At 52.6% G+C, this 23,012-nt stretch carries 16 protein-coding genes; 14 read left to right on the top strand and 2 right to left on the bottom strand.

Features of this window, described 5'->3' with window-relative positions:
- Positions 1-279 precede the first annotated feature (279 nt).
- From QMG16_RS06250 to argJ, 6 genes are all read left to right on the top strand, one after another.
- A complete protein-coding gene (locus QMG16_RS06250; RefSeq protein ID WP_281793054.1) occupies positions 280-1,980 on the top strand; it encodes a glutamine--tRNA ligase/YqeY domain fusion protein in 1,701 nt (566 codons plus the stop codon).
- Positions 1,981-2,038: 58 nt separating this feature from the next.
- Complete coding sequence (locus tag QMG16_RS06245; RefSeq protein WP_281793052.1) at positions 2,039-4,885, top strand: AMP-binding protein; 2,847 nt, start codon at positions 2,039-2,041, stop codon at positions 4,883-4,885.
- A gap of 27 nt (positions 4,886-4,912) precedes the next feature.
- A complete protein-coding gene (locus tag QMG16_RS06240; RefSeq protein WP_281793050.1) occupies positions 4,913-6,055 on the top strand; it encodes an aminotransferase class V-fold PLP-dependent enzyme in 1,143 nt (380 codons plus the stop codon).
- A gap of 296 nt (positions 6,056-6,351) precedes the next feature.
- Entirely contained in the window at positions 6,352-6,840 is a 489-nt protein-coding gene (locus QMG16_RS06235) for an N-acetyltransferase (protein WP_281793047.1), read from the top strand.
- A gap of 228 nt (positions 6,841-7,068) precedes the next feature.
- Positions 7,069-9,594, top strand: a complete 2,526-nt coding sequence (gene secA / locus QMG16_RS06230; protein WP_281793045.1) for a preprotein translocase subunit SecA — start codon at positions 7,069-7,071, stop codon at positions 9,592-9,594.
- On the top strand, positions 9,539-10,795 hold the full coding sequence (gene argJ, locus QMG16_RS06225) for a bifunctional glutamate N-acetyltransferase/amino-acid acetyltransferase ArgJ (protein ID WP_281797041.1): 1,257 nt from the start codon (positions 9,539-9,541) through the stop codon (positions 10,793-10,795). Before secA ends, argJ begins: the two co-directional genes overlap by 56 nt.
- A 131-nt stretch (positions 10,796-10,926) precedes the next feature.
- On the opposite strand, the gene glgP is transcribed toward argJ, so the two are convergent.
- Positions 10,927-12,543 carry an alpha-glucan family phosphorylase gene (gene glgP / locus QMG16_RS06220; RefSeq protein ID WP_281793043.1) on the bottom strand — a complete coding sequence of 539 codons (1,617 nt, stop codon included), beginning with the start codon at positions 12,541-12,543 and terminating at the stop codon, positions 10,927-10,929.
- A 918-nt stretch (positions 12,544-13,461) separates the two neighbouring features.
- On the opposite strand from glgP, the gene QMG16_RS06215 reads away from it, so the two are divergent.
- The 8 genes from QMG16_RS06215 to lon all read left to right on the top strand — a co-directional run bounded on the left by QMG16_RS06215 (position 13,462) and on the right by lon (position 21,978).
- A complete protein-coding gene (locus QMG16_RS06215; RefSeq protein ID WP_281793042.1) occupies positions 13,462-13,755 on the top strand; it encodes a hypothetical protein in 294 nt (97 codons plus the stop codon).
- Between the two features lie 325 nt (positions 13,756-14,080).
- The gene (locus QMG16_RS06210; RefSeq protein WP_281793040.1) at positions 14,081-15,493 is read left to right on the top strand and encodes a KamA family radical SAM protein; all 1,413 of its coding nucleotides are present in this window, start codon (positions 14,081-14,083) and stop codon (positions 15,491-15,493) included.
- Positions 15,490-16,464: a D-alanine--D-alanine ligase family protein gene (locus tag QMG16_RS06205; protein ID WP_281793038.1), complete on the top strand. Its 975-nt coding sequence runs from the start codon at positions 15,490-15,492 to the stop codon at positions 16,462-16,464. The genes QMG16_RS06210 and QMG16_RS06205 overlap by 4 nt, the downstream gene beginning before the upstream one ends.
- 62 nt (positions 16,465-16,526) lie before the next feature.
- On the top strand, positions 16,527-17,486 hold the full coding sequence (locus QMG16_RS06200) for a D-alanine--D-alanine ligase family protein (RefSeq protein WP_281793036.1): 960 nt from the start codon (positions 16,527-16,529) through the stop codon (positions 17,484-17,486).
- 154 nt (positions 17,487-17,640) lie between these two features.
- Complete coding sequence (locus tag QMG16_RS06195; RefSeq protein ID WP_281793034.1) at positions 17,641-18,135, top strand: GNAT family N-acetyltransferase; 495 nt, start codon at positions 17,641-17,643, stop codon at positions 18,133-18,135.
- A gap of 76 nt (positions 18,136-18,211) precedes the next feature.
- Positions 18,212-18,562, top strand: coding sequence for a DMT family protein (locus QMG16_RS06190; RefSeq protein WP_281793032.1), 351 nt, complete (start codon positions 18,212-18,214; stop codon positions 18,560-18,562).
- A 575-nt stretch (positions 18,563-19,137) separates the two neighbouring features.
- Positions 19,138-19,578 carry an Hsp20/alpha crystallin family protein gene (locus tag QMG16_RS06185; protein ID WP_281793030.1) on the top strand — a complete coding sequence of 147 codons (441 nt, stop codon included), beginning with the start codon at positions 19,138-19,140 and terminating at the stop codon, positions 19,576-19,578.
- A gap of 33 nt (positions 19,579-19,611) precedes the next feature.
- The gene (gene lon / locus QMG16_RS06180) at positions 19,612-21,978 is read left to right on the top strand and encodes an endopeptidase La (RefSeq protein WP_281793028.1); all 2,367 of its coding nucleotides are present in this window, start codon (positions 19,612-19,614) and stop codon (positions 21,976-21,978) included.
- Positions 21,979-22,057: 79 nt separating this feature from the next.
- Here lon and QMG16_RS06175 read toward each other — a convergent pair whose 3' ends face one another.
- Positions 22,058-23,008 (bottom strand): PP-loop family protein, encoded by a 951-nt coding sequence (locus QMG16_RS06175; RefSeq protein ID WP_281793026.1) that lies wholly within the window; start codon positions 23,006-23,008, stop codon positions 22,058-22,060.
- Positions 23,009-23,012: the final 4 nt, after the last annotated feature.

The raw sequence follows: 23,012 nt of genomic DNA, 5'->3' as shown, positions 1-23,012 counted from the left end.
CAATATCAGCCCCGATGAAACTTTTAAACCATAAATAAAGATGAAATGAGCAAAATTTCGCATGACTGTTTCGGAAGCGCTACGGGGCAATGTTTTAAACATTTTACATTCGAAGGATCGTGATTTTGTGGTAAACAAAATTCTTTGTGGGTGAGATTCATTCAACGCATGTGTTATGAGAAATGAGGGGCCTGAGAAAAAATGGTGTGGATACCACACGAATATTCCAATATTTCATATGATGAAATCAAAAACGAAATCCAATAGGGAGCTGTGAGTATGAGTGCGATTGATTTTACACCTCCGCCGAATTTCATCCGTACAATCATTGCGGAAGATGTGAAAGCCAATAAAAACAATGGCCGGGTGGTCACCCGATTTCCGCCCGAACCCAACGGTTATCTCCACATAGGGCATGCCAAATCCATCTGCCTCAATTTCGGACTCGCGGCGGAATTTGGAGGCGTGTGCAATTTTCGCTTCGATGACACCAATCCTGGAAAAGAGGAAGTTGAATATGTAGATTCCATCCAGGCGGATGTCCGGTGGCTGGGGTTTGATTGGGGGGATCGGCTCTTTCACGCTTCCGATTACTTTGAACAGCTCTATCAATACGCGCTACAGTTGATCAAAGCGGGAAAGGCCTATGTTTGCAGTCTAAGTGGCGATGAAATAAGGCAGTACCGCGGCACTCTGACCGAGCCCGGCAAGGACAGTCCCTACCGAAACCGTTCCGTTGAAGAAAACCTGGATCTCTTTCAGCGTATGCGGGCGGGGGAATTCGAAGATGGCGCACATGTGCTTCGAGCCAAAATCGACATGGCTTCTCCCAACTTGAACATGCGGGACCCCGTCATGTACCGCATTCGCCATCTGGAACACCACAGGACGGGTGACAAATGGTGTATTTACCCCATGTACGACTATGCCCACGGCATTTCCGATTCCATTGAAGGTATCACCCATTCCATCTGCACCATGGAATATGAAGACCATCGTCCCCTCTACGACTGGTTTCTGGACGAACTGGAGCTGGAATGCCACCCTCAGCAGATCGAGTTTGCGCGGCTCAACCTGAGCTATACGGTCATGAGCAAACGGAAACTTCTGCAACTCGTCCAGGAAGGGCATGTGACGGGCTGGGACGATCCCCGTATGCCGACGCTCGCCGGCATGCGAAGGCGTGGATATACTCCGGAATCCATTAGGAACTTTTGTGAACGCATCGGTGTGGGCAAAAAGGAGAGCACGGTCGATATCGCCCTGCTCGAATACTGCATCCGTGAGGACCTGAATAAGAAAGCTCCACGGGTCATGGGGGTATTGAATCCCCTGCGGGTGGTTATAGAAAACTATCCCGAAGACCAGGTGGAAGAACTGGAGGCCGTCAACAATCCCGAGGATGCCGGCATGGGGACGCGGAAAGTACCCTTTTCGCGGGTGCTCTATATCGAAAAGGAAGACTTCATGGAGCATCCTCCCAAGAAGTTTTACCGCCTCTCTCCCGGCCGGGAAGTGCGCCTGCGCTACGCCTACTACATCACCTGCGTGGGGGTCGTGAAGGATGAAAAGACCGGCGAGATCGTCGAACTTCGGTGTACCTACGATCCCGAAACGAGAGGGGGCGATTCTCCAGACGGCCGAAAGGTTAAGGCCACTCTGCACTGGGTTTCGGCCCCACACGCACTCCAGGCCGAGGTCAGGCTGTACGGCCACCTTTTCTCCGTGCCCAATCCCGCAGACGAAAAGGATGGCCTGGATTTCAAAACCCACTTGAACCCGAAATCCCTGGAAGTGCTTCCTTCCTGTTGGGTGGAACCCAGCCTGAAGGGTGCTCCGGCAGGGAGCCGCTATCAGTTTGAACGGCAAGGGTATTTCTGTGTGGATCCCGTGGATTCTTCAGAAGAAAAACTGGTTTTCAATCGGACGGTGACCCTGCGGGACACGTGGGCCAAGATCATGAAAGCCGAAGGCAAGTAGGCGGGTAGCTGCCATATCGGTCGGTTCCTTCATGAAGGAAGGCTCGTGGGGGCGTCAGATGAATGGAGAAAAGACGATATTTGACCCCAAAGAGGCATCGAACTCCCTCTTTAAAATCATCCAGGAACTGGTCTCCGAACTTCATCCGGGTCTGCCTGCCGCCAGGCGGGTGACCCTGGATGTCTCGCTGGACCGTGAGTTGGGGTTGGACAGCCTTTCCCGGATGGAACTGCTTGCGCGTATTGAACGTCATTTTGGAGTCACATTGTCCGAAAGGACTTTTGCGGATGCGGATACGCCGCGCGATCTGTTGAGGGCGCTCATGTGCGCCGGCGCTCCACGGGCGGCGGCGACCTTCGAGACGCTGCTTGTGAAACCCGATGATGTGAGCGACGAACCCTACAGCGTCGAGACTCTTGTGGAGATGCTGGCTTGGCATGTTCGCAGGCATCCCGACCGCCTGCATATCCGCCTCTACAGTGATGAAGGGGAAGGGGAGAGTCTTTCCTATGTGCAGCTTTGGGAAGGAGCCGAAGTATTGGCTGCGGGACTGCAAAAACATGGCCTGCAACCCGCAGAGCCTGTTGCCATCATGCTTCCCACGGGCAAGGATTACTTTTTCACCTTCATGGGAATCCTGATGGCGGGCGGAGTGCCTGTTCCCATGTATCCCCCGGTGCGCAAGAGCCAGGTGGAAGAGCACCTGAGGAGACACCGGGCCATTCTGGGAAACTGTGCCGCTGTCACTTTGATCACCATGCCGGAAGCCAGGGCCTTCGCCAGGCTGCTCAAGTCCCAGGTGGAGACCCTGCGTAGTGTTGTGACGGTGGAGGAACTTTCTGCAGCTTCCGGTACCTGGAGGGAACCTGTTTTCGGCCCCCAGGATATGGCCTTTTTGCAGTACACTTCAGGCAGTACCGGCAATCCCAAGGGGGTGGTTCTGACTCATGTCAATCTCCTGGCCAATATCCGCGCCATGGGGCAGGCACTCGAAGTCAAACCGACCGATGTCTTTGTCAGCTGGCTTCCCCTCTATCACGATATGGGATTGATCGGGGCCTGGCTGGGCAGCCTTTACTACGCCGTCCCCCTGGTCATCATGTCTCCTCTTTCTTTCATTTCAAGGCCTGAGCGATGGCTTTGGGCCATTCATCGGTATCGGGGGACCCTGTCGGCTGCACCCAATTTTGGTTATGAGCTTTGTCTGAAAAGGCTGCGGGAAGAGGATTTGGAGGGTCTGGACCTCAGCTGCTGGAGAGGTGCTTTCAATGGCGCCGAGCCCGTGAGCCCGGAAACCCTGGAACGTTTCTGCGAGCGCTTCAGCCGTTATGGTTTCAGGCGGGAAGCGCTCATGCCGGTTTACGGTCTGGCGGAAAGCTCGGTGGGGTTGGCCTTTCCCCCCCTTGGCCGGGGCCCTCTCATCGATGCCATAGACCGGGATATTTTTACGCGCGAAGGCAGGGCCGTACCCGTCAGTGAAAAAGACCCGCGCGCGCTTCGCTTCGTTGCATGCGGCCGTCCCTTGGCCGGGCACGAGATTCGCATCCTGGATCCGACGGGCCGTGAACTGCCCGAACGGCATGAGGGGCGTCTCCAGTTCCGCGGACCTTCCACCACGAGCGGTTATTTTCGAAACCCGGAACAAAACCGTCTCCTCTTCAATGGCGACTGGCTGAACTCGGGAGACTTGGCGTACATCTCCGGCGGCGACATTTTCATCACAGGCCGTACCAAGGACATCATCATTCGCGCGGGCCGCAATATCTACCCCAGGGAATTGGAAGAGGCGGTGGGGAACCTTGCCGGCATTCGCAAAGGAAATGTCGTCGTCTTCGGGAGCGCCGACCCGGTTTCTGGTACGGAGCGGCTGATCGTGCTCTGTGAAACCCGGCTTACGGACCCCATCGAACTGGAAAACTTGCGGCAGAAAATCACTGCCTTGACAACGGACCTGGTGGAAATGCCCCCCGATGAAGTGGTTTTGTCGCCACCGGGCACGGTGCTCAAAACTTCCAGCGGGAAAATCCGGCGTGCCGCCAGTCGTGAACTTTATGAAAGCGGCAAGATCGGCCGTCCTCAACGTGCCGCCTGGTGGCAGATCCTGCGTGTCGTGCTGTCGGGTCTCGTTCCGGAAATGAGGCGTTTCAAAAATCTGATCGTCGCGGGGCTTTACTCGGGGTACGCCTGGATGATGGTGGGGATTCTTTCACCCTTCGTCTGGCTGGGGATCCTCACTCTTCCGAACCTGTCCCTGCGGTGGAAGTTCATGCAGAGGGTGGCGAGGTTTCTTTCCGGGGCATTGAGGATTCCGGTTACAATACAAGGAGCGGAAAATATACCCCGTGATTGCACCTGCGTCATGGTGGTCAACCATGCCAGCTACCTGGACAGTTATGTCCTGGTGGGGGTTCTGCCTGTTCCCGTAAACTTTGTGGCCAAGGCGGAACTCCTGAAAAACGCAGGTCTTCGAATGTTTCTGAACCGCATCGAAACGGAGTTTGTGGATCGCTTCGACAAACAACGGGGAATAGAAGATGCCCGGCGCATCGCGGGTAAGGCCCGTGGGGGGCGTCCGTTGATGTTTTTCCCGGAAGGAACCTTCACTCGAATGCCCGGGCTCCTTCCTTTCCATATGGGAGCCTTTTCTGCGGCCGCTGAAGCCGGTGTGCCGGTGATCCCCATAGCCATTCGGGGTACGCGTTCCATTTTACGTTCGGAATCATGGTTTTTCCGCCGCGGGTCCATTACCGTTACTATCGGGCAACCTTTGAATACGGCTGAAATCAAGGAACAGAATGACGGAGATGCCTGGGCGACTGCCTTGAAGCTTCGTGATGAGGCTCGGGATTTTATTCTGCGCCATTGCGGGGAACCGGATCTCTCTCATGAGAAGTCGCCCGTATAACCCCTGTTTTAAAATATTAAGAATAAAATGACTCTTTATCTCGATAATGCTGCAACAACCTACCCCAAACCTCCCCAGGTTTATGAAGCTGTTCAATATGCCATGCGGGAAGTGGGAGCCTCTCCCGGAAGAGGAGCCTATCGCATGGCGCGGGATGCTTCGGAACTTATGGCTTCCGCACGGGAAAAGGCGGCTCGCCTGTTGGGCATCCCCCATAGCGACCAGGTGCTTTTTACGAGAAATGCCACGGAAAGCATCAATTTGGTGCTGAAGGGATGGCTGCGCCCTGGCGATCGAGTGCTCATTTCGGCCATGGAACACAATGCGGTGGTTCGTCCCTTGGAAAGACTCAAGGGCATGGGGGTGCAGGCAGATATCATTCCATGCAGTTCCAAGGGACGGCTGGACCTGGAGGCTTTTGGAAAACTGCTTGCACTGTTGCCACGTTTGGTAGTGTTGACGCATGCTTCCAATGTGAACGGAGCTTTGCAGCCTGTTTCCCAGGTGGCGGCGATGTGCCATGATCTGGGGGTCCCTCTGCTTTTGGATGCCGCCCAGTCTGCCGGTGTGCAGCCTATCAGGGCGGGAGACTGGAAACTGGGGATGCTCGCCTGTTCCGGGCACAAGGGACTGCTGGGGCCTCCAGGTGTGGGAATCCTCTATATCCGGCCGGACCTCGACGTAGCGCCGCTCATGGAAGGAGGGACGGGAAGCCGCTCTGAGGATTTCCTGCAACCCGAGTACTGCCCCGATCGCTACGAAAGCGGAACCCCCAATCTGCCGGGAATCGCAGGGTTGGCTGCGGGAATGGATTTTATCCTCGATACGGGAATGGATACCATTCGCGAGCACGAACTGGCATTGGCCGCTTTTCTGGAAAACGAACTGGAGCATATGGCCGGGGTGAAAGTTTACAGCCCCGAAGAGAGGGGAACGGGATCGGTTTCCTTTACGGTCGAAGGGCTCAATCCGGCGGATGTGGGTTATCTTCTGGATGAAGCCTATGATATTGCCGTAAGGACCGGGCTTCATTGTGCACCCTTGGCGCACCGGACGCTGGGAAGCTTTCCCGAGGGCACGGTTCGTGTCTCTCCAGGATATTCAACGGTTATGGAGGATATGCATTATTTCCTTCAATCCCTGTGGTCCCTGCTGAATCGCCGCCGTTGAAGGGAACGTTCAATCTGGTAAGGGAGTGAATCGCTCTTGAAATCCCCATTTACCACGGAGACACAGAGGTCACAGAGAGATTTCATAAGATTCCAAAATTTTCTCCATGTCCTCCGTGTCTCCGTGGTGAATAACGGGATATTGGAATCCGCCAACTCCCTAACTGTATTTTTCAATCACGAAATCTTAAATGGTCTTTGTGGAAAACGGGACCATTCATCATGTGGAAATGCGATGCATATTTTGGGGTGAACTTCGGGTATTGTTGCCCGTTTTGAATTCGAAGGGCTTGAAGAATGATACGTAAGGCGAGGATTGCAGATGTTCCGCACATTCAGAAGATGCTGGGTGATTTTGCCAGGGAAGGAAAACTTTTACCCCGTTCTTTGAGTGAGCTGTACACGAACCTGCGGGATATGTTTGTGGCTGTGGAGACAGAAACGGATCGAGTCATAGGCTGTTGCAGTCTGCATATCATGTGGGAAAATCTGGCAGAAGTGCGTTCATTGGCTGTAATGCCCTCGTACCAGAAGAGAGGAATCGGGCGCAAGCTTGTAGAGGCATGTATCGAAGAGGCCAGGGAGTTGGGAATCAGGAGGCTGTTTACCCTTACCTATAAAGATAAATTTTTTGAGCACATGGGGTTTCAACTGGCGGATAAAAACATTTTTCCTCAAAAAATCTGGGCCGATTGCCTCCATTGCCCCAAGTTTCCAGAATGCGACGAAATCGCTCTTGTACTCGATATTCAGGTGCAAAATTCGCCTTCCCCTTGCAATGGTTGATGCAGCAGCGTTTGGCGACATGCGCCGGGAGCCGGGATTGTGGCTGTCGGGCCGGGTCTTCCCTGTTCACCGGGAGAACATCTTTCCGCCGGCGAATTGCAAAACTGCAGGAGGTGAGTTATATAAGCAAAAAAAATTTGCCGGCATGGTACACTCTAACGTGTTCTTATCATTGAAGGGATTGAGTCGAATCAATCGCTCCTTGTGAGGAAGGAATATACTTACCAAATGATTAATGCTCTTCTAAAGAAGATTTTTGGAAGCCAGAACGATCGAAATCTGAAGCGGATCGCTCCTCTGGTGGATGAGATCAATCTATTGGAACCCGGGATACGCAGACTTTCCGATGATGGTTTGAAGGCCAAAACCCCCGAATTCCGGCAGCGGTTGGAAAACGGGGAAACTTTGGATGATCTGCTGCCGGAAGCTTTTGCAGTGGTTCGGGAAGCCTCTATCCGGACCCTTGGGATGCGCCCCTTCGACGCTCAGATGATCGGCGGCATTGTGCTGCATCAAGGTAAAATCGCGGAAATGAAAACCGGTGAAGGTAAAACCCTGGTGGCCACTATGCCGGTGTATCTCAATGCCCTGACGGGAAAAGGGGTGCATCTGGTTACGGTCAATGATTACCTGGCGCGGCGCGACAGCGAGTGGATGGGAAAGATTTATAGATTCCTGGGTTTGAGTGTCGGCTGTATTGTGCATGGTCTCGACGACAGGGAACGGAAAGAAGCGTACAACGCGGATGTGACCTACGGCACCAACAATGAATTCGGCTTCGATTATCTCCGGGATAACATGAAGTTCCGTATCGAGGACATGGTACAGAGGGAACTCCATTACGCCATTGTCGATGAAGTGGACAGCATCCTCATCGACGAGGCACGGACTCCTCTCATCATTTCGGGCCCTGCGGAAAAGTCGACGGAGCTTTACTACAATGTCAACCGGATCATTCCGGGGCTCAAAGAGGGGGAACACTATACCAAAGAGGAAAAAAGCCGGACCGTATCCCTTACGGAAGAGGGCGTGGCTAGGGCGGAAAAGCTTTTGAACATCGACAATCTCTATGACCCCCGTAACATCGACAGCCTGCACCACGTGCAACAGGCATTGAGGGCCCATGTGCTTTTCAAGCGTGATGTGGACTACATCGTTAAGGATGGGCAGGTCATCATTGTTGACGAATTTACCGGGCGCCTCATGCCCGGCCGCCGCTACAGCGAGGGGCTGCATCAGGCGCTGGAGGCAAAGGAAGGGGTCAAGATCGAGAATGAAAACCAGACTCTCGCCACGATCACCTTTCAGAACTATTTCCGCATGTTCGAAAAACTGGCGGGAATGACGGGTACGGCGGATACCGAGGCTGCGGAATTCGACAAGATTTACAAGCTGGAAGTGGTCGTCATTCCGACGCATCGGAAAATGATCCGGATCGACCATCCCGATTGCATTTATCGCACGGAGCGCGAAAAATTTCGAGCGGCGGCAAGAGAAATCAAGGAACTGCACGCTGCGGGGCGCCCGGTCCTGGTCGGTACGGTCAGCATCGAGAAATCCGAAAAACTCAGTGAAATGCTCAAACGGCAGGGGGTTCCCCATCTGGTCCTGAATGCAAAGCACCACGAAAAAGAAGCCGAGATCGTTTCCCGGGCTGGACAGCGCGGGGCCGTCACCATATCCACCAACATGGCGGGACGTGGTACGGACATTGTGCTGGGGCCGGGCGTGGCGGAACTGGGAGGCCTTCACATTCTCGGCACCGAGCGGCATGAATCCCGCCGCATCGACAATCAGCTGCGAGGCCGTGCCGGACGTCAGGGGGACCCCGGTTCATCCCGTTTTTATCTCTCCCTTGAAGATGACCTCATGCGCATCTTCGCCGCTGAACGCCTTTCCGGACTCATGCAGCGCATCGGCATGGACGAGGATGAACCCATTGAACATCGCCTCATCAGCAAGGCCATCGAAAATGCGCAGAGCCGTGTGGAAGCACAGAACTTCAGCATACGCAAGCAGTTGATCGAATACGACGATGTCATGAATCAACAGCGTGAAATCATCTACCGGCAGCGCAGGGAAGCCTTGCAGGGTGGGAACCTGAAGCCCGTGATCATGGATATGGTCGAGGACCTGCTGGATGGCCTGGTGGCGGAATGTTCCGATGAGAAGACCTACGCCGAGGACTGGGATCTCGATAAAATCAATGGAGAAATGCTGAAGCTTTTCGCTATCCAGACCCGCCTCACTGAGGACTCCCTCGGGGAGTCGAACCAGGAAGACTTGAGGCAGTTGCTCCGGCAGCGCATTGAAGAGCGTTATACGGCGCGCGAGAAGGAATTCGGCGAAAGCGTCATGCGGGACCTCGAAAGCTACATTCTCCTGCAGACTGTTGACAGTCTCTGGAAAGATCACCTCCTCAATATGGACCACCTCAAGGAGGGAATCGGGCTGCGTGGGTACGGGCAGCAGGACCCCCTGGTGGCGTACAAGCGGGAAGGGCATGCCCTCTTCGATGAAATGATCGAAAGGGTAAAAGAGGAGACGGTCCGGTTGCTCTTCCACATTCAAATCCAGCGCGAAGAACAGGTGCAGCAGCTCCGGAAAGAGCAGGAAGATCAGCCCATGTTTTTTGGACCGGCCGACGGTGGCGGATCCCGTCCCCCGGTTGTGAGAAAGGATGCCAAAGTTGGACGAAATGACCCATGCCCCTGCGGAAGTGGCAAAAAATATAAAAAATGTTGCGGTAAGTAGTCAGCCGTTTGTCGTTCCAGGATTTCAGGTTTCCGCCGTGCAATCCGGCATGCGTTACCGTAATCGACTCGATCTGGCCCTGATTGTGGCGGAACCGCAGGAGGGTGCGGTCGCGGCCGGAGTATTCACCACCAATCGTTTTTGTGCCGCACCGGTGGAGTGGTGCAGGCGGTGTCTGGATTCTTCCCGGGCAAAAGGCATCCTCGTCAATGCGGGAATTGCCAACGCCTGCACGGGAGAAGAAGGGTTCAAACGTGCCGGGGAAATGGCCCGAATGGCCGGAGAAGCTTTGAATGCGCCGCCCGGGGATATTCTCATCTCTTCCACCGGAGTCATCGGTCCTCAGGTGCTTCTGGAACCGGTTCAGAAGAGTATGCCGGCCCTGGTCAAAGGGTTGCGCCCCGATAGATGGGGCGCCGTCGCCGAAGCCATCATGACGACGGATACCGTCCCGAAACTGGCGAGCACCCGGATTCAAATCGGCGGGCGCACCGTTACCATCGGCGGGGTGGCCAAGGGGTCGGGCATGATCGCTCCCAACATGGCTACGCTTCTTGCTTTTGTATGCACGGATGCCGCTGTTGACCCGCAAGTTCTGAACTACTGGGTGCATTGGGGAGCGGATCGCTCTTTCAACAGCATCACGGTGGACGGGGATACGAGTACCAACGACACGCTGTTGGTTCTTGCCGGCGGACATGCCGGAAATGCCGTCCTGGCGGATAGAATGAGTCCCGAAAGCCGGCTTTTTGGTGAAGCTTTGAGCGCCGTACTTTCGGAGCTGGCCAAAAAAATCGTACTGGATGGGGAAGGGGCCACCAAATTCATCGAAATTTTGGTGACGGGAGCTTCCGATGCGGCGAGCGCCAGGAGCGTCGCTTTTACCGTTGCCAACTCTCCTTTGGTCAAGACGGCGTTTTTCGGCGAAGACGCCAACTGGGGCCGCATCGTTGCCGCCGCGGGGCGTGCAGGGGTCCCTTTGCAGCCGGAAAAGGTCACCCTCTTTTTTGACCGGGTCTGCGTCTTCAAGGCGGGGACTCCCCTGACGGGGTCCGACATTGAGGAAAAAGCGACAGCCGTATTCAAGCAGAAAGAATTGCGGGTGCATCTGGATCTGGGGATGGGGGACTCTCAGTTCACCGCTTTCACGTGCGATTTTTCCTATGACTATGTAAAGATCAACGCCTCGTACCGTTCGTGATATTTTGCTGTAAAATAAGATTCAAAAAAGGAGCTGACAGAGATTCCTTACTCTGCAGCCCTTTTTTTGTTCGTATAGGGGATAGTTGACCGGGTGGCTCCCGCCTTGCCAAAGGCGGGAGATCCCACCTGTCAGATATAGTACTTGTGCACGTAATCCAGAACCATGCGATGCGTGTTGAATACGGGGGTGAGATCCGCGATGGAGTTCTTCATGATGGACAACCACTGCTGGGGCTTGGAATAGTAAGTAGTCACCATGTCGTCGAGATCCTGGTAAAGATCCGCTGCGGCCTCTTCATCGGCTTGATCTTCATCATCGCCTATCGCCCAGCCGTTGAGCCGGTTGCGGCATCCCTCGCGCCACCAGCCGTCCAGAACGCTCATGTTCACTCCACCATTGAAGCACACTTTCATCCCGCTTGTTCCACTGGCTTCGCGGGGGCGGCGAGGAGTGTTCAGCCAGACATCCGTTCCCTGAGTCATGAGGGCGGCGGACCAGATGTTGTAATTGGGTAGGAAGACCAGGCGTATTTTGTCCTCGTACTGCTTTCCCGTATTCACGATTTCCTTGATCAGCTCTTTTCCCGCGCCATCCTGTGGGTGGGCTTTTCCCGCAAAAATGAACTGCGCCCGATCGAAGGAGAGGTTGAAGAGATATTCCAGGTCAGTGAAAAGAAGGGTGGCGCGTTTGTACGCAGCCGCTCTCCTGGCAAAGCAGATGGTGAGAAATTCGTCCGTGAATCCCACACCGGAGACGGAATTGATGTAGCTTATGAGCCGTTTTTTAGCCTTCTTCTTGGCTTCCCTGATCTCATCATCGGGAATGTTTCTCGCTCCGCTCAGCGCCTGGGGCTGTATGCGCCAGTTGGGCAGGTGCCTGTCGAAGAGCTCTTGAAACTCGGGCCCCGTCCAACTCAAATGATGCACTCCATTGGTGATGTGGCCGATGTTGAAACCCGGAAACATTTGCCTGGAAATCTCACCGTGGAGTTCACTCACTCCATTGGCCGCGCGGGAAAGATTGAGAGCGAGAACCGTGGTGTTCAATTCTTCTTTGCCTGCCAGAGCGCGAATATTGGCTGGCAGGTAGGCCCCCAGAACCTTTTCCGCCATACCATAGGAAAAGCGGTCATGGCCCGCAGGAACAGGAGTGTGCGTCGTAAAAACACACTGCTCTCTCACACTCTCTTCGTTTCCGTTGGCATCTCGAAGCATGGCCAGGGTGAGAAAAACGGCATGCCCTTCATTCATATGATAAGTGGTAATATTGCGTTCGAGTTTCTTCAGGGCGAGGTAGCCGCCTATCCCCAACACCGCCTCCTGGCAGATGCGCGTATGTTGATCGCCTCCATAAAGGAATTGCGTGATGAGGCGATCGTCCGCCGTATTGATGGGAAGATCCGTATCTAGAAAATATACGGGAACCCGTCCATGCATGCCGATTTGATTGTACTTCCAGACCCCGATATGGACGTCGCGGCCCTCAATTTTGATGGTCACCTTGAAGGGAAGGGGTTCCATGAAAGCCCGTGGGTCAAAATAGGGGTACATCTCTTCCTGCTGCCCCAGAGGATTGATGTTTTGGATGAAATAACCCCGTTTATAAAGGAGTGTGACTGCAACAATGGGGATATTCAGATCGGCTGCCGATTTGATATGGTCTCCCGCAAGGATCCCCAAGCCTCCACTGTAAGTGGGCATGTTTTCATTCAGGCCGATTTCCATACTGAAATAAGCGACTTTCATCGAGCCTCCCCTTTCTTCATGTCTGCCTTCTCCTCATTTTTTTCTGACTTGTGGTCATTTGCAAACCTGAGCTCCGCTTTCTCTTATATCACAGGGGAAAACCCCTTTAACATTTTATATGAAAAAAGGCTCATGGTTCATGCCGATATCGCTTTTCAAAAGAGTTTCACACTATCTCCCCCTTTGCGTCTTTTTGCCCTTTTTCATCTTTTGTTGTGACCGCTCCGGTCATGGGGGGTAATAAAACCATATAGTCAGTATATGACACCGCAACTCGATTTTTTCATACAAGTTTTTGGCACAAGTGGTATACGAAGGCAAGCGCCTTGCGAAGAACTATGCCCGCAGTGGTCGACCAGTGCTGAAAATCTAAAGGATATTGTCATTTCATAACCTTGAACGCCTGTTGGATGCAAGTTGTCATGCAAGGTACAATTCCCTTTCCGACAGCTCCGTGAACGGGGTCCGATGTCTCCTCCAATGTGTAAAATAATGTTGAAATATTCAATAGTTAAAAAAATGTGCCTTGCGTCTTGAATCCTATCAAATAACTATATACTTTATTGCCTGAATTTGCTATCAACCATACGCCGGATTGTAGCAGGAGAAAATTGAACAGGCAGGTTTATTGGTCCTTCTATTGGGAAGTGACCTTTAACGTCGGTTGTCCATGAAATTTGGCAATCAAAGGAGGTGGTTCATCACAGCGAAGGAGTTGCCACAGTTCAAGAAAAGGGGCCTCGCGACCCTGTCCACGTTGTTGTCGACAATGAAAGAGCGAGGCGGTATCCTCCGATAATATCTCAGTGCAAGCCGGACGGTACTGGGTGCTGATGTTTTGAATCGACTCGAATGTTTCTGAAAGAAGATGTTTATTGATCAAGCAGAAAAACCCCTTGGTGATGAGGAACTAAAGAAATGAAGTTGCATAAAACTCTTCTGAGTCTTTTGCTGTGTGCTTTTGTCTTTTCTATGATTTCAACCGTATGTGTGCATAAAGGTTTTGCTGCAGATGAGCAGGAAACCATTGCCGGTGTGGTCGCCAAGACCGATAAAGGGATTGTGATCGAGGGCGAAGATGGGGACTACATCGTTAAGGGTGCAGATCTGTCGAAAATGGTCGGTAAAATGATAGAAGCAACCGGCATTATTACCGAAACGGAAAAGGATGATTTTATCGACGTAAAATCCTTTGAAGAAATTCAAGAATAATGCGGCTGTGAAGCGAAGAAGGGGAAACCCTGCTTCGCTCCGGCACAGTAAGAGGTGCACTTCGGCATTTCATCCGGATTGCACCTGAACTGCAGCGGTTTGCAGAGCCTGATCTTCCCTCCCTCTTCAGCCATTAAGGCTGAAGGCGGAGGGATTAAAGTTTCTGGATGCCGCTTCCGGCCGTAAAATTGGTGCAGGCTCGGGGTGAATTGGCATATGAATCTAAAAGAAGACAACGGCATCAAAGAAAAGATCTGGAAAATTTTGCACAAGTGAAAGTGAAGATTTCCTTCATCTTGATCATGAATAAAAAGGAGCCATTCAAATGGAAAAGAAGATATATATCGAAGACGAAACGGAACCTCCCGACGAAGATACTGAACCTCCAAGCGGTGAAGCAGCATTTGGACCTGTTTCCACACCGGAGCTTGGTCAAAAAACCGCCGCTCTTCCTTCCTCTTTCCTTCCAAGGACAAGAAAACCGCATCGTCTAAGGCCCAAGAATCTCAATGCCGCTGCTCGATTCACCTGCAGTCCCCAATCGGATGCTTTCCGCAAGCGCGTTTTCCCCGGCGTTTCCGTGAACGAATGGAATGACTGGCATTGGCAGTTGCGCAACCGCATCCTGAATATGGACGCGCTGGAACGGATCATTGACTTTTCCCGTGAAGAGCGCAGCGCCATAGAACATTCCAATGGCCTGTTGCCTCTGGCTATTACCCCCTATTACGCGAGCCTGCTTGATGCCGCCGATCCCATGCAGCCTTTGAGGCGCACCGTGGTTCCCGTTGCTGCTGAATATTTCCACAGGGACGGGGAAGAGGAAGATCCTTTGGGAGAGGAAAAGGACAGTCCCGTTCCAGGGATTGTTCACCGGTATCCGGACCGTGTCCTGTTCCTGGTGACGGGATATTGTTCCACTTACTGCCGCTACTGCACCCGTTCACGTATGGTGGGTAACGGTCACGGAACGCATTTCAACGTCAAGGAGTGGGAAAGGGCCATTGCGTACATCGAGGGAACCCCCGCCATTCGAGACGTGCTTCTCTCGGGAGGGGACCCGCTGACCCTCTCGAATGACCGCCTGGAATGGCTTTTATCCAGGCTGAGAAGGATCCCGCATGTGGAATTTATCCGTATAGGGACCAAGATGCCCGTGGTATTGCCTCAGCGTGTGACCCCTTCGCTCACTCGAATGCTCAAACGCTTTCATCCTTTGTGGATGAGCATTCACTTTACCCATCCGGATGAGTTGACCCCTGAGGTGAACCATGCCTGCACCCGGTTGGCGGATGCAGGAATCCCATTGGGAAGCCAGACGGTTTTACTCGCAGGGGTGAACGACAGTGTGGAAACCATGAAACACCTTGTCCATGGTTTACTCAAGATGCGTGTCAAACCTTATTATCTCTATCAATGTGATCCCATCCCTGGGTCTTCGCATTTTCGTACCCCCGTGGAAAAAGGCCTGGAAATCATCCATGGATTGCGAGGATTCACGACGGGATATGCCGTACCGGCCTATGTGATTGACGCTCCGGCAGGCGGCGGCAAGATCCCGCTGCTCCCCGAATATGTCGTTGGCCGCGATGGAGATGACCTGCTGCTGAGGAATTACCAGGGAAATATTTACCGGTATCCGGACCCGGGCGGAAGTATCGGGAATTTCCCGGTTGAAAGAAAAAGCTGTGAGACCTTTTGCGAGTCGTCCAGTGGAGATATGGAGCCGGTCCTGTGAAGATAGGAATCACATTCGACCTTCGGGAAGCTTACCTGGCTGAGGGGTACAGCGAAGAGGATACGGCGGAATTCGATCATCCCGACACCATCGCAGCCATCGAAAAGGCTCTGAAGGATCTGGGATATGAAACAGACCGCATCGGGCATGTGAAGGATCTCATGCAAAGGCTTCTGGCAGGGGATCGATGGGACCTGGTTTTCAATATCGCAGAAGGACTTCGGGGATATGCGCGTGAGGCGCAGATTCCTTGCCTGTTGGATGCCTATGAGATTCCCTATACTTTTTCCGATCCGCTGATTTTGGCTCTCACGCTTCATAAGGGAATGACCAAGCATGTGATCCGTGACCTGGGAATTCCCACTCCGGATTTTGCCGTGGTGGAAAAAGAGGAAGACCTGGAAAGAATAGATCTTCCCTTTCCGTTGTTTGCAAAGCCTGTGGCCGAAGGCACGGGAAAGGGCATCACGGCTGGATCAAGAGTCACGTCCAGGAGCGAAATGAACAGGGCCTGCATGGAAATTCTGCAACGGTTCGGGCAGCCCGCACTGGTAGAGGCTTTCCTGCCGGGGCGTGAATTCACGGTGGGGATCAGGGGCACAGGAAAAGAGAGTGCTGTCATTGCCGTGATGGAAGTGATGTTCACGGGACATGCGCATGATGGGACCTACTCATATGAAACCAAGAAGAACTACGAAGAACGGGTCTCTTATCGCCTGGTAAACGACTCCGTGGCTGAAAAAGCGGGAGAAGTGGCGCTTGTAGCCTGGAGAGGCCTGGGATGCCGCGATGCAGGGCGTATCGATCTTCGCGCCGATGTTCATGGAGTGCCGAATTTCATTGAAGTGAATCCCCTTGCCGGTTTACACCCCGTTGATTCGGACCTGCCCATTCTCTGCGGGCTGGCAGGGATCGGTTACGGTGAATTGATCCGGGGGATTATGGATTCGGCTTTGAAAAGATTGAGATAGGGGCGGTTTTCCGTACAGAGTGAGAAAGTATGAAGGTTGTTGTTTTACATAGTGAAGTTTCCATGGGAGCAGGTAAGGACGAAGAAGACGTTCTGATCCAGGTGGAAGCGGTCACCCATGCTCTGCAGGATTTGGGATTTGAGCCTCTAGCGGTTCCTTGTGCATTGAACCTTCAAAGTGTGGCGGATCGATTGAAAAGGATTCAGCCGGCTTTTGTCTTCAACCTTGTAGAAACGATAGGAGGGACGGGGCGATTGATTCATATTGCCCCGTCGGTTCTGGATCACCTGGGGATCATTTATACGGGTGCAAGAACAGACGCTCTTTATTTGAGTTCGAACAAGCTTTTGGCCAAGAACCTTCTTCATGGAGCGCACATTCCAACGCCCAAATGGTTCGTACCGGCTGGCCTGGAGAACCTGGAGCACCTGGAAGGGGGGCGATATATCATCAAGTCCGTCTGGGAACATGCATCCGTTGGATTGGACGAAGATTCGGTGGTTTTTGCAGAAGATCCGGGATTCTTGCTTGAAGAGATGAAACGACGACAGGAGCGGCTGGGCGGCGATTGTTTCACTGAGGCATACATCGAGGGGAGGGAATTCAACCTTTCCTTGTTGGGAGGTGAGAAGGATCCCAAGGTCCTTCCGATCGCAGAAATACGATTCGACGGTTTTCCTTCGGACAGGGTCAAGGTCGTGGGCTACCGGGCCAAATGGGAAGAGGAATCGTTCGAATATTTGAACACTTCTCGATGTTTTGACTTCTCCAGAGAGGATGCACCTCTGATTTGCCGGCTCGAGGAGATGGCGAAAGCGTGTTGGTCTCTCTTTGGTCTGCGTGGCTATGCTCGAGTGGATTTCCGGGTGGACCCGGCCGGAAATCCCTGGGTTCTTGAAGTCAACGCAAACCCCTGCCTCTCTCCCGATGCGGGATTTGCGGCCGCATCGGTGCGGGCCGGTATGGATTATTCACAGGTTGTCGGGAAAATTTTGCAGGATTCAGGAATATTCCTGCATTAACAATCGGTTCGAAAGGCTGTAAGAACCTGCCCAAAAGTTCGCAGTGTCTGGAAACACTCCCCTCAGCTCTCCCTTGAGGGGGAATAAAAGGGGGGCAGACTAATGATGAGTTTTTTGGATAGGCTCTGAATACAGTGGTGGTGTGGATTCCTTTATGAACAATATCCCTGCGGTGGTTTATCGGGAAGAGGTTATGGAATCCGATCTTGAAGGCGTTCACAGCGTCGTCCGTTCATCGGGTTTCTTTTCGCCTGAAGAAACAGCGGTCGCGATGGAATTGGTGGCGGAACGCCTGAAAAGCGGAAAGGCCAGCGGTTACTTTTTTCTGTTTGCCGAACATGAGAGAGAGGTTGTGGGCTATACGTGTTACGGACCCGTTCCTTGTACGGAGTCGAGCTACGATCTGTACTGGATCGCGGTGCACGACGATTTCAGATTCCTGGGTTTGGGAAGAGAACTTCTCGAGAGGACGGAGAAAGAGATTCGCGCATTGGGAGGAAGCCGCATTTATATTGAAACATCGTCACGGGGCCAATACGAGCCGACCCGGGCCTTCTACCGGAAGTGCGGGTACAGGGACGAGGCGATTTTTAAGGATTTTTATGCTCCGGGCGACAGCAAGATCGTTTATGTCAAAACGATCGCCTGAAATCCATGAAGCTGTTTTCCCCTGGGTCTATTTCTTTTCTGTAAAAAACGTATATTTTTTGATAAGGTAATGACGGATGTTAAAGCCTATTTTCTTATTGATCCTGTCGAATCTGTTCATGACTTTTGCCTGGTATGGACATTTGAAAAATATGAGCGGTAAACCTCTCTATTTTGTCATTCTGATGAGCTGGGGGATCGCTTTTTTTGAATACACTCTGCAGGTTCCCGCCAATCGCATGGGATCCCGTTACTACAATATCGGGCAGTTGAAAGTGATGCAGGAAATGATCACGATGTGCATTTTCCCCATGTTTGCGTTTTTTTACATGAAACAACCTCTGAAGCTGGATTACTTATGGGCTGGACTTTGTTTAATTGGAGCGGCTTATTTCATGTTTCGAGGAGGGATGCCTGAATCTCCATGATGGAGAACAGAGAGGGAATATCTCTTTTTTCCAGGTAAAATGCCTTGCTCTTCAATTCAATGAAAGATTAAATCCAAGCATCCTTCCCCATTTCCTTTTATGCTCATAATGGTTGATAATTATGTTGTGCAGGGGTGCTACCCCTGCATGACGATCAAAAGTCTTAATTTTATCCGTGCAGAGTATAAACAAGTGGTGCCTCCCTTTTTATAAGAAAAAAGGCTCATGGTTCATGGCTCATGATAACATCGCTTTTCAAGAGCGTTTCCCGCTTTCCTTATTGCCTTGTGTCTCTTTGCCTTTTTTTATTTTCCGTTGTGATCGTCCCGGTCATGGGAGTTAATGCGAGCCATGGGGGTTCCTTCCGGTGGGCAACGCTCCGCCTTTGTCCCCTCTGCACTGGAAGTCTCGTTGTATACCGCGCACGGTCTGAATTTGGGCTTTTGTCGTCCCGAACGAATGTGAGGGATCTCAAGATTTCTCCCTTCGGTCGAAGTGACAGTAGAGTCCAATTCATAACCGTTTGCAATATCGTAGCAAGAAGTCCCCGTTCTTAAACTTGTGAGAGGGAAGCCATGTCTCTTTATGATTTGAATGACGAAATGGATGAAATGCCTCAACGGTTGCGCAAGTGGCTCAGCCAGTTGTCACGATATCGATTATCTAGCTGTTTTTCCAGCAAAAGCAATTGGATGCCGTCTGCAGACATCCATGAAACCCAGGAGGCTTATCATGTTTTTATTGATTTGGCGGGTATTGAACCGTCATGCGTCCAGCTGGTGGTTGAAGGCAACCTTCTCCATTTGAGGGGAGAACGCAAGCGTCCTCAAGTCAATGCCCGCACCCGCATCCACCAGATCGAAATTGATTTCGGCAAGTTTCAAAGGACGTTCCATTTTCCCGTGCGCCTGGATTCCGACGGCGCACAATCTTCCTATCGGAATGGATTCCTGGAGATTGTATTGCCCAAGTTCCAAAAGTCGATTTCCGTTCGGGTTCCTTTGCAGCACGATTGATCGATCTTCCAGGATGAGGAAAGCGAGGTGGCAATGTCAGAAGAACTGCTGGAAGTGAAAGATAAAAGCGAAGAGGTGGTGCCTGAACGTCTTCCCATTCTTCCCCTGAGAAATATGGTGCTCTACCCCGAATTGGTGATGCCGCTTCATGTGGAAAGGGCGGGGTCTATCAAATTGATTGACGATGTGGTGCCGGGTGAGCTCTCCATGGTGGTTGTGGCGCAGCGTGACAGGCAGGTGGAAAACCCGGGTCCATCGGATTTTTATGATGTGGGCACCATCGGGAATGTCATGAAACTCGTGAAGCAAACAGATGGGTCTTATCAGATCATTGTTCGAGCCAAACAGAAGGTGAGGTTGAGCGATATCCGGGCGAAGGGCAATTATTTTGATGCCCGCATCGAAGTTCTGCCTGAGGATACGAGCACCAGCCCAGAAATCGAAGCGATGGTTTTGAATCTTCGCACGCAGTTCGAAAAGCTCGTGGAAATGGCCAACCTGCCGACCGAACTGGCCACGCTGTCTCTGAACCTGGATCGTCCTATTCAACTGGTCTATGTCGTTGCTGCAAATCTTTCTCTCACAGTGGCCGAGAGACAGACCATTCTGGAATTGCCCGATATCTACACCGCTTTGGAGCGCACCACCTTTTATTTGACCCGCCAACTCGATCAGTTGGAACTGGTTCAAAAAATACAGGAGAAAGTCAAAGCGGGCATGGATAGACGCCAGCGTGAATACTTTCTGCGTGAGCAACTTCAGGTCATCAAGAGAGAACTGGGGGAAAGTGAGGAGAAGAACCCGGAAATCCAGGAACTCCTGGATAGACTCGATCAAGTTCAAATGCCTCCGGAGGTCCTGACTGCTGCGGAAAAGGAAATCGAACGACTCGGACGCATTTCACCTGCGGCAGCGGAATATACTGTTTCCAGGAACTACCTGGATTGGCTCCTGGAATTGCCCTGGAAAGTTTCCACTCAAGATACTCTGGATGTTCGAGAAGCTGCGAAGATCCTGGATGAAGACCACTTTGATCTGGAAAAAGTCAAACGGCGCATATTGGAATACCTGGCTGTCCTTCAGCTCAAGAAAGACTTGAAAGGGCCGATCCTCTGTTTCGTGGGCCCCCCCGGGGTGGGCAAGACTTCGCTGGGGCAGTCCATTGCCAGGAGCTTGGGCCGGAAATTTCTGCGCATATCTTTGGGAGGCCTGCGGGATGAGGCCGAACTGCGAGGACACCGGCGAACCTATGTTGGAGCACTCCCAGGGCGGATCATTCAAGGGTTGCGTCGGATTGGGAGCAACAATCCTGTCTTCATGCTGGATGAAATCGACAAATTGGGCATGGATTTTCGCGGCGATCCTTCGTCCGCTTTGCTGGAAGTACTGGACCCCGAACAAAACTCCACTTTTTCGGATCATTACCTGGGGGTTCCTTTTGATCTGTCCAGAATCATTTTTGTGGCGACCGCCAATATGTTGGATCCCATTCCTTCCGCTTTGCGGGATCGAATGGAGGTGATCGAATTGCCCGGATACACGGAGGAAGAAAAGCTGCAGATCGCCAGGAAGTTCCTGGTCGTTCGGCAGATTGAAAACCACGGTCTCAAGACGGACCAGGTGATTATTCCTGATGAGACCATCCTCGAGATCATTCATTCTTATACGAGGGAAGCCGGCGTACGGAATCTGGATAGAAATCTTGCGGCTCTTTGCCGCTTTGTTGCCAAGGATATTGCCGAAGGCAAGGATGGACCCGTCACCATTCGTCCGGAAAACTGCAAGGAAATTCTCGGGCCTGTCCGGTTCCTTCCAGAAACGGCCACACGCTCCTGGGGACCAGGGATCAGCACGGGACTTGCCTGGACTCCAAGTGGAGGCGAACTCATTTTTGTCGAGGCCCTCCGTACCCACGGGCGCGGGAATTTGACTCTCACGGGTCAGTTGGGAGCGGTGATGAAGGAATCGGTGGCGGCGGCTTTGACCTATATTCGGGCCCATGCTTCCGATTTGGGGATAGATGAAGAAAAGTTTGAAAAGTCGGACATCCACGTGCATGTCCCGGCGGGGGGGATTCCCAAAGACGGTCCGTCGGCCGGAGTCGCCATGGTGGTAGCGCTTGCGTCTCTTATGAGCCAGCGGGAAGTGCGTCGAAACGTGGCCATGACGGGGGAGATCACTCTGCGTGGGGATGTGTTGCCGGTTGGGGGAATCAAGGAAAAAATGCTGGCTGCCCGTCGAGCAGGCATCCGGGAAGTGATGATTCCTCAGGCCAATGCCAAAGACCTGATGGAAATTCCCCAACACCTGCGAGAAGGGATGGTTTTCCACGAGCTGCAGATCATCATGGACGCCCTTGAAATTGCCCTGGTTCCGCCTCAGGCTGTGGGAGGAAAATGAACGGGATGGGTATACTTGCAGCGGCAGCCAAGTTCTTTTTGAGAGACGGGAAGCTTTTCACTCGCTTCCCCCTTGTTTCTCAAGCCGGCCCCGAATCTAATTCTTTTTTTGAATTTTCTTCCAGATGTCTTGCCAGGTTGCAAACACTGCAAAGATCATCGTATGTGGGTTCTCCGCACAGCTTGCAGGTTCCGAAGGGTAGGCTGTCGAGGGGTGTTTTCTTGCGGTCGAGGTAGGAATAGAGAAACTGCCGTTTGGTGCCCGGCATTTTTGTTTCAAGGAAATTGAGAGCTTCCTTGAAAATGTGGCTGGTGGCTCCCCGGGAAAGGGGGCATTTTGCCTCCAGAGGAAAAATTTTTTTCAGTTTGCAGTAGGTCCGGATCTCATGGGCATCTACCCGGTAGAGGGGTTTGAATTTAGCGGGAAGCCTGGGATGTGTCGAAGGGAGGAGAGGGGATTGCTTGTCGAGATATTCATTGCGGTGACGCACCAGGTTTCCCAGAAGGCGCCCCGCCTCGTCGTCGAGATTGTGGCCGGTTGCAAGGACTTGGAATCCCTCTTTTATGGTCAGTCTGTTGAGGAGTTGTCGTTTGAGCAGACCGCAAAGGGAGCAGATTTTTCTTCTGGACCGCTTTTTGATTTCAAGGAGATCATATCCAAAGATCTCCTTGAGCGAGTACCGGGTCCAGGTGAGGTTTCGTTCGCTGGCAAAACGGTCTACCGCTTCTTCCGAAGGTTGCGAAAAGCCGTCGATTCCAAGATCGATGTGAAGCCCTTTGGTTGTGTAACCCAGTTCATTGAGTACTTCCCATAGGGCCAAGGAGTCTTTCCCCCCCGAGACTGCCACGAGGAGGGGGACGTCCGGGAGGATTCCGTGCTTTTTCATGGCGCGACGAACGGCGGTTTCAAAAAAGCGACAGAAACATTCGGGACAGAAGAGTGTGTGATGATTGGGCAGACGGATAGTTGCACGGTTGCGGCATCGAGTACATTTGGCGCCGGGGGGAAGCTCTGGAAGAATTCTTGTCATCTGT

This window comes from Desulforhabdus amnigena (assembly GCF_027925305.1).
Classification (GTDB): domain Bacteria; phylum Desulfobacterota; class Syntrophobacteria; order Syntrophobacterales; family Syntrophobacteraceae; genus Desulforhabdus; species Desulforhabdus amnigena.
Note: the sequence above shows the minus strand (reverse complement) of the source record. Positions and strands in the feature narration are given on the sequence as shown.